The organism is Caballeronia terrestris, from assembly GCF_001544515.1.
Lineage (GTDB): Bacteria > Pseudomonadota > Gammaproteobacteria > Burkholderiales > Burkholderiaceae > Caballeronia > Caballeronia terrestris.
The window spans coordinates 76,269-82,574 of sequence record NZ_FCOL02000029.1 but is presented as its reverse complement, the minus strand read 5'-3'; the positions used below and the strand labels follow the sequence as shown (position 1 = coordinate 82,574).

Annotated in this window: 6 protein-coding genes and 1 pseudogene; 1 reads left to right on the top strand and 6 read right to left on the bottom strand. The window is 64.2% G+C overall.

Going from position 1 to position 6,306, the window contains the following annotated elements; all coding sequences use genetic code 11:
• From AWB67_RS22120 to AWB67_RS22100, 5 genes and pseudogenes are all read right to left on the bottom strand, one after another.
• Positions 1-485 (bottom strand): annotated as a pseudogene (locus AWB67_RS22120) (bifunctional aspartate transaminase/aspartate 4-decarboxylase); the annotation flags it as partial.
• A 65-nt stretch (positions 486-550) separates the two neighbouring features.
• A complete protein-coding gene (aspT, locus tag AWB67_RS22115; protein WP_087658363.1) occupies positions 551-2,242 on the bottom strand; it encodes an aspartate-alanine antiporter in 1,692 nt (563 codons plus the stop codon).
• Between the two features lie 275 nt (positions 2,243-2,517).
• Positions 2,518-2,967: a hypothetical protein gene (locus AWB67_RS41460; protein ID WP_200822278.1), complete on the bottom strand. Its 450-nt coding sequence runs from the start codon at positions 2,965-2,967 to the stop codon at positions 2,518-2,520.
• A gap of 54 nt (positions 2,968-3,021) precedes the next feature.
• Positions 3,022-3,561, bottom strand: coding sequence for an outer membrane protein assembly factor BamE domain-containing protein (bamE, locus tag AWB67_RS22105; protein ID WP_087658362.1), 540 nt, complete (start codon positions 3,559-3,561; stop codon positions 3,022-3,024).
• A gap of 72 nt (positions 3,562-3,633) precedes the next feature.
• Positions 3,634-4,533 carry a M23 family metallopeptidase gene (locus AWB67_RS22100; RefSeq protein ID WP_235025256.1) on the bottom strand — a complete coding sequence of 300 codons (900 nt, stop codon included), beginning with the start codon at positions 4,531-4,533 and terminating at the stop codon, positions 3,634-3,636.
• Between the two features lie 574 nt (positions 4,534-5,107).
• On the opposite strand from AWB67_RS22100, the gene AWB67_RS22090 reads away from it, so the two are divergent.
• Positions 5,108-5,359, top strand: a complete 252-nt coding sequence (locus AWB67_RS22090; protein ID WP_087658368.1) for a GlsB/YeaQ/YmgE family stress response membrane protein — start codon at positions 5,108-5,110, stop codon at positions 5,357-5,359.
• Between the two features lie 88 nt (positions 5,360-5,447).
• On the opposite strand, the gene AWB67_RS22085 is transcribed toward AWB67_RS22090, so the two are convergent.
• Positions 5,448-6,110, bottom strand: coding sequence for a VTT domain-containing protein (locus tag AWB67_RS22085; protein ID WP_087658359.1), 663 nt, complete (start codon positions 6,108-6,110; stop codon positions 5,448-5,450).
• Positions 6,111-6,306 lie beyond the last annotated feature (196 nt).

Genomic DNA, 6,306 nt, shown 5'->3' with positions numbered 1-6,306 from the left:
GACAGCTTCAGCATCCGGTCCGGCACCGGATAATTCGACGCGAGAATGCCCTCGCACATCTCGTAGAGAAACTCGCCGGCGTTCAGCCCCAACTGATCGCGCACGTACGACACGGCGCCGCGCAAAAAATCGATGCCGGGCACGCCCTTGTAGTCGCGCGCAAAAATCTCGAAGCGCTCCTCCAGCCCTTCGCGCTTCGGAAACCCACCGAGCCCTTCCGGCATGTGCGCGAACGAGCGTTCCGATTCACGCATCGCGAAAAGGCCGAGTTGCCAGAAGCCGTGGCGCGGGATCGTCGCCAGAAAATTGGGGTTGCCGCGGCCCGCGTTGAGCATCGACAGGTTGGCCGGGCGCTCCACCGCGCCGCCGCCCGCCGCCTTGATCAGTTCGTCCTTCAGTTCGAACGGGCTCAGCGCCGCCATCCCGGCACGGTCGCCGGCGCCTGACTTCGAGCCCGCCTTTGCTGATTTTGCTGACTTTGCCATCCAACACCTCCAGATAGGGTGAACTGCAAAAAATCGGAACGTCGAGGAGAAGCGTGCGGCCCGCGTCAGGTGAGCAGCATCACGATCACCATCCCCCAGATCGTCAGCAGCGTGTTGCCGACTGCGTAGGTGACCGTGTAGCCGAGCCCCGGCACCTGGCTCTTCGCGGCATCGCAGATCATGCCGAGCGCGGCGGTCGTCGTGCGCGCGCCGGCGCAGATGCCGAGCAAAAGCGCCGGGTGAAACTTGAACACGTATTTCGCGACGAACATACCGATGATGAGAGGCACCGTCGTCGCGAAAATGCCCCACAGGAAGAGGCTTACGCCGAGTTGCTGCAGGCCCTTCACGAAGCCCGGCCCCGCCGTCACGCCGACCACCGCGATGAACACGTTCAGCCCGACCGAGTTCATGAACCAGATGGTCGGCTCGGGGATTCGGCCGAAGGTCGGATGAATCGCGCGCAGCCAGCCGAACACGATGCCCGCGATCAGCGCGCCGCCTGCCGTCGAGAGCGTGATCGGAATGTCGCCGATCTTGATCACGACCGCGCCGATCAGCGCGCCGAGCGTGATCGCGAAGCCGACAAACGCGATGTCCGCCGCGCTTGTCGGGCGGTCGAGCACGCCCAGCGTCTTCGCGGCGGCGGTGGTGTCCTGCGTGCGGCCGACGAGCGTCAGCGTGTCGCCGCGATGCAGCTTCGTGCTCGGCAGCACAGGAATCTGCGTCTCGGTCGGACCGCGCTTGATCTTGCGCAGGAAAACGCCGCGCGCGAGCGGCATCGTGGCGAGTTCGAGCAGCGTCTTGCCGTCGACATCCTTGCTCGTCACGTAGACGTCGACGCCTTCCACCGGCACCGCGAGCAGTTCCGGATCATCGACTTCGACGCCGCGTGGCCCGAGGATATCGACGAGCTGCTCGCGCCGCCCGCCGACAGCGACGACGTCGCCCGCCTGCAGCACGTCGTCGAGCTTGGCGTCGTGCACCGTGCCGCCGCGCCGGATGCGCTCGATGAAAAGCCGCGTGCCGGCCTGCTCGCGCGCTTCGATCTCGCCCACCGACATCCCGACGACCTGGCCGCCCTCCGGAACCCGGTAGGCGCGCAGTTCGTAGCGATGCCACGCCTGGCCGGCGCCGCCGAGTTCCTGCTTGCCGCCGAGCGTGGCTTCGTATTCCTTGCAGGCCGCGACGAGATCGATGCGCAGCAGGATCGGCCCGAGCGTCGCGAGGATGATCGCCGAGCCGATCGTCCCGAAGATGTACGTGACGGCGTAGGCGGTGGGCATCGCGTCGAGAAGCGCCTTGGTTTGATCGGCGGGGAGGCCGAGGCGGTTGACGGCGTCGGTGGCGAGGCCCATCGATGCCGAGATGGTCTGCGAGCCGGCGAAGAGGCCGGCCGCCGAGCCGATGTCATAGCCCGCGAACTTGGCGGCGACGAAGGGCGCGGCGAGACACAGCACACATTGCACGACGGAGAAGAGCGCTTGCGGCAAGCCGTCCTTCGCGATGCCGCGCACGAATTGCGGACCGACGCCGTAGCCGACCGCAAAAAGAAACATCAGGAAGAAGACGGATTTGACGTTCGGCGAGATCGTAATGCCGAGTTGTCCGATGGCGATTGCCGCGAGCAGCGTCGCGGTGACGGCGCCTAGACTGAATCCGCGATAACTCTTTCCTCCGACCCAATACCCAATTCCCAATGACAGAAAAATCGCGATTTCCGGATAACTGCGTAGTGTTGCCGTGAACCATGACATACGCACTCCTTTTAGGGCTGATTTTCGGGCGGTGTTTTCGTCGTAAGTGGTGGAAAGATTGTCGATAGTGGTGCACGCATGATAGCGCGCGTGAAACGATGATGCGTTACAGCGCTTCAAGCGCCGATGCCTGCATTCATATCCGTTGAAGCGTTACGCCCCACGTGGAAGCGTCAGTCCTTTCTCCGGCGAATCGCGTCATCGATTTAAATGACACGCGGAATTTATTCTGCAGCCGAAACCGCAGAAATCCCTAATGCACCCGGTTGAGCTTTTCAAACCCGCTTCGTACGCGCCTCGGCCTGCAACTCATCTGTCAGCTCTTCGATACGACAGGCCGAAACCGCGTCATACACACCCTCGCGCACACAGGCGCGGCACCACTGACGCTCGACGACATCCGCCCGCGCTTCCCACACATGTCCAAACGCGCATTGCCAGCGCAAGGGCGTCGCGGCATCGGTGTAGGCGGCGGAGAGCAGCGCCCCGCCCCGTGCCCCGGCGATCCGCCCGAGCCGCTGCCGATGCAATTCGCGACGCTGCCCCGCGCAGTTCATGCAGCGCACGTTTTGCGCGGCGCTGAGCGAATCGTCCCACGCGTGTCCACGCGCGCAGTTCCACGCGGCATCGTCCGGTGTCTGCGTGCAGGCCTCGCGATATTGCCCGGCCTGTTCCATCAGCGCGCGATGCGCGCGCTGCCTCTCGTTATATTTGTCTTGCTTCATGGCCCTGCCCTTTCTTGATGCCGTCGATGCCGTCACTGCGGCATCCGTGTGTCGTCAGTGACGGCCGCCGCCCTCCGCTTCGGAACGCGAGGTCGTCGTCAGGATGCCGTCGGGTCCGAAATGCGCGTTGAACATCGCGTCGCGCGTCACACCGCCCTCTTCCCAGTGCCAGCTCCAGACGCGCTCCTTTTTGAGCGGATATTCGGCCACCGTGGTCGGCTTGCCGAGCAGGCGGCGGACCTCGTCCTGCGACATGCCCGGCCGCACCTTCGCGATGTTCTCCGCCGTCAGCACCTGCGTCGCCGCGACGAAGCGGCCGTTCGCATCGAGATCGACCATGTAGGTGGTCGTCCCGGCCGGGCCGCGCGGATATTCGAGTCGCCTGGAGCCGTCAGTGAAGGTGCGCGCGGTTTCGGGCTCACCCATCTGGTTGCGAATCTCGGCCTCGGTCGTGACGCCGGGTTTAAGGTCCTTCAGCAGCAAGGCGTCCGGCTTGACCGAATTAAAAATCGACTTGAGCTTGTTCATCGCCTCTTCGCTCTGCTGCTGGTCGCAGCCGGTGACAAGCGACGCCGCGCACAACGCGGCGAGCATGATTCTTTTCACGCGTGGCCTCCCTGCCGTGTGGTTTTTTCCGAGCCGCCGAGGGCGTCGATTCGCCGAGCGTCAGCCGCCAGCCTTCATCAGCGGCAGCGGATCGACGGCCTGACCCGACTTGCGCACCTCGAAGTGCAGCACGGGCTTGCCGTCCGGGCCCGTGCCCATGTCGGCGATGGTCGCGCCCTGCTTCACGGTATCGCCTTCGTGCACGAGCAGCTTGCTGTTGTGCGCGTAGGCGGTCAGGTAATCGCCGCTGTGCTTCACGATGATCATCTGGCCATACGCGCGCAGCCCGCTGCCCGCGTAGACGACCTTGCCCGGCGCCGCCGCCTTGACGGGCGTCCCGGTCTTGCCCGCGATATCGATGCCCTTGCTGCTGCCCCCGAACTTCGTGACGACGTCGCCCTGCGTTGGCCACGCGAGCGAGAAGCCCTTGCCGCTGCCGGCCGGCTCCGGCTCTGGGCTTGCGGAGGACTTCGCCGTCGCAGCCGGCGCCGCCGCGGATGGCGCAGCGGGCGAACTCGCGCCCAGGAGCGGCGGCTGCGCCGTTTTCGCAGCGCCGGCCGTCGCCGATTTGCTCCAGTCATCCGCCGATGCGGTCGCGCCCGGCGGCACAACGCGCAGCAACTGGTCGATGTTGACCTGCTGGCTCTCCGGCAGGTTGTTCCACTTCGACAGATCGGCGGGCTTCTGTTTGTAAATACGCGCGATGCCGTAGAGCGTGTCGCCCGGCTTCACGCGATAGAAACCGGGAGCCGCCGGCGCTGGCGCGACCGGTCCCGCCGGAGGCAGCGCCGCCGTGGTCGCGGGCATCGCGCCATCGCCCGGCGATGTCACCGCGGGCGGGACATCGCCGCCTGTCGAGCGCTCGACGACGGGCGCCGGCGTCAGCGAAGACGCACACCCCGCGAGGCCAGCCCCGCACACGACGGCCCACGCCGTCAGCCTGAATAATCCTGAACGCATCACCGCCATACTTCCGATTCCCTGCTGTTTGTTATAACGATGTCCCGACGCGCGCCGCGACGCTCAGAATCGCGTTCCCACAGCGCATCCGCCGAGGAATGCCCCATTCGACCCGGCCGCGCCGCAACCGAACAACCCGCAACCCGACAACGACGCCGCCAGCCCGATCACGACGACTGCCGCCCGAACCCGGCGCCACTTGTTCTGCTCTTTTGACTCACTGCGAACTTCAACTGCTTCTTTCACGCCTGACAACCCCTGCGAGCATAAAACATTTAACGATGAAAGCCATTTCCAGGCGCCAATTTTCCCGACACTTTGGCGTTCTAACCTTTCACGTTATCACACGCGTTCGGCGCTTTGCATCTGCGCTTGTCCGAATAACGACGGTTTCGCCGCTCGCTCGCAGGGTGCGATTTTAGCGGCTTCATGGCCGATTGGCCGCGCGATCGATGTTCTAACAATGCTTGACATTTGAGGGAGTCCGCGAAGCCCATGCATCGGCTACATTTGCCGCGCTCGATGCAGGTGCATCCTGCATTCTCAATTCACGGAGGTTGATCGCATGGAATTCATGCAACACGGACTCGTCTGGGCGCTGATCATCGGCGCGGTGGCGGGCTGGCTCGCGGGCCTGCTAGTCAAGGGCGGCGGCTTCGGGCGGCTGGTGGACATTCTCGTCGGTATGGTCGGCGCGGTGGTTGGCGGCTGGCTCTTCAGCGTGCTCGGCGTCTCGCTCGGCGGCGGCATCCTCGGCACGCTGATCACGGCGGCGGTCGGCGCGGTCGTGCTGCTGTTCGTCATTCGACTATTCCGGCGCGCGTAACGCGTCGACCAAGCAACCGTAAAGCAGCATGAAAGACGAGGCCGCCAAGTGGCGGCCTCGTCTTTTTCGCCCCTCGCTCGACGAAGACTCAAACTTTCGACGAACCCCGTCGCGTCATCTTCCACAGCGCGCCGAGCGCGATCGGAATGACGGCCGCGCCGATGCCCACCAGCACGATCACGTTCAGATACTGGCGGATGAACGGAATATTGCCGAAGAAGTAGCCGAGCAGCACGAGCAGCAGCACCCAGATCAGCGCGCCGAGCACGTTGAAGAACTGAAAGCGCATCGCGTCCATCGCCGACGCGCCCGCGACGAACGGCGCGAACGTCCGCACGACCGGCACGAAACGCGCGATCACGATCGTCTTGCCGCCGTGCTTCTCGTAGAAGTCGTGAGTTTTCTGCAGCGCCGCGCGGTCGAGAAACCGCTCCAGCACGGGAATGTTCGAATGGAACACCTTCGGCCCGACCGCGCGGCCGATCCAGTAATTGACCGTGTTCCCGGCGATCGCCGCGACGAGCAGCAGCGCAATCAGCGCGCCGAGATGCATCGAGCCGGTCGCGGCGAACGCGCCGCCGATGAACAGCAGCGAATCGCCCGGCAGGAACGGGAACACCACGAGCCCGGTTTCACAGAACACGATCAAAAACAGCACTGCGTACACCCAGCCGCCATAGTGCTGGATGAAAAAACCGAGCGACTTGTCGATATGAAGGATGAGTCCAAGAAATTGCAGCAGTGTGTCCAAAAGTGATCCTCGAAAGAAGTAAGCGACAACGCGTGAAAGCGTCGAATGGCATGAAAAACCGGTCGCGTCATGATACAGAAAGTCGTCGGCGGGAAACTTAGACGCCCTGCTTTTGGCCGACAGATGCGAGCACCGTGGCGGGCGGATTTGGGGTACAAGCGGCGCAAGGCTCACAGCCAGGCGACCAAAGGTCCGC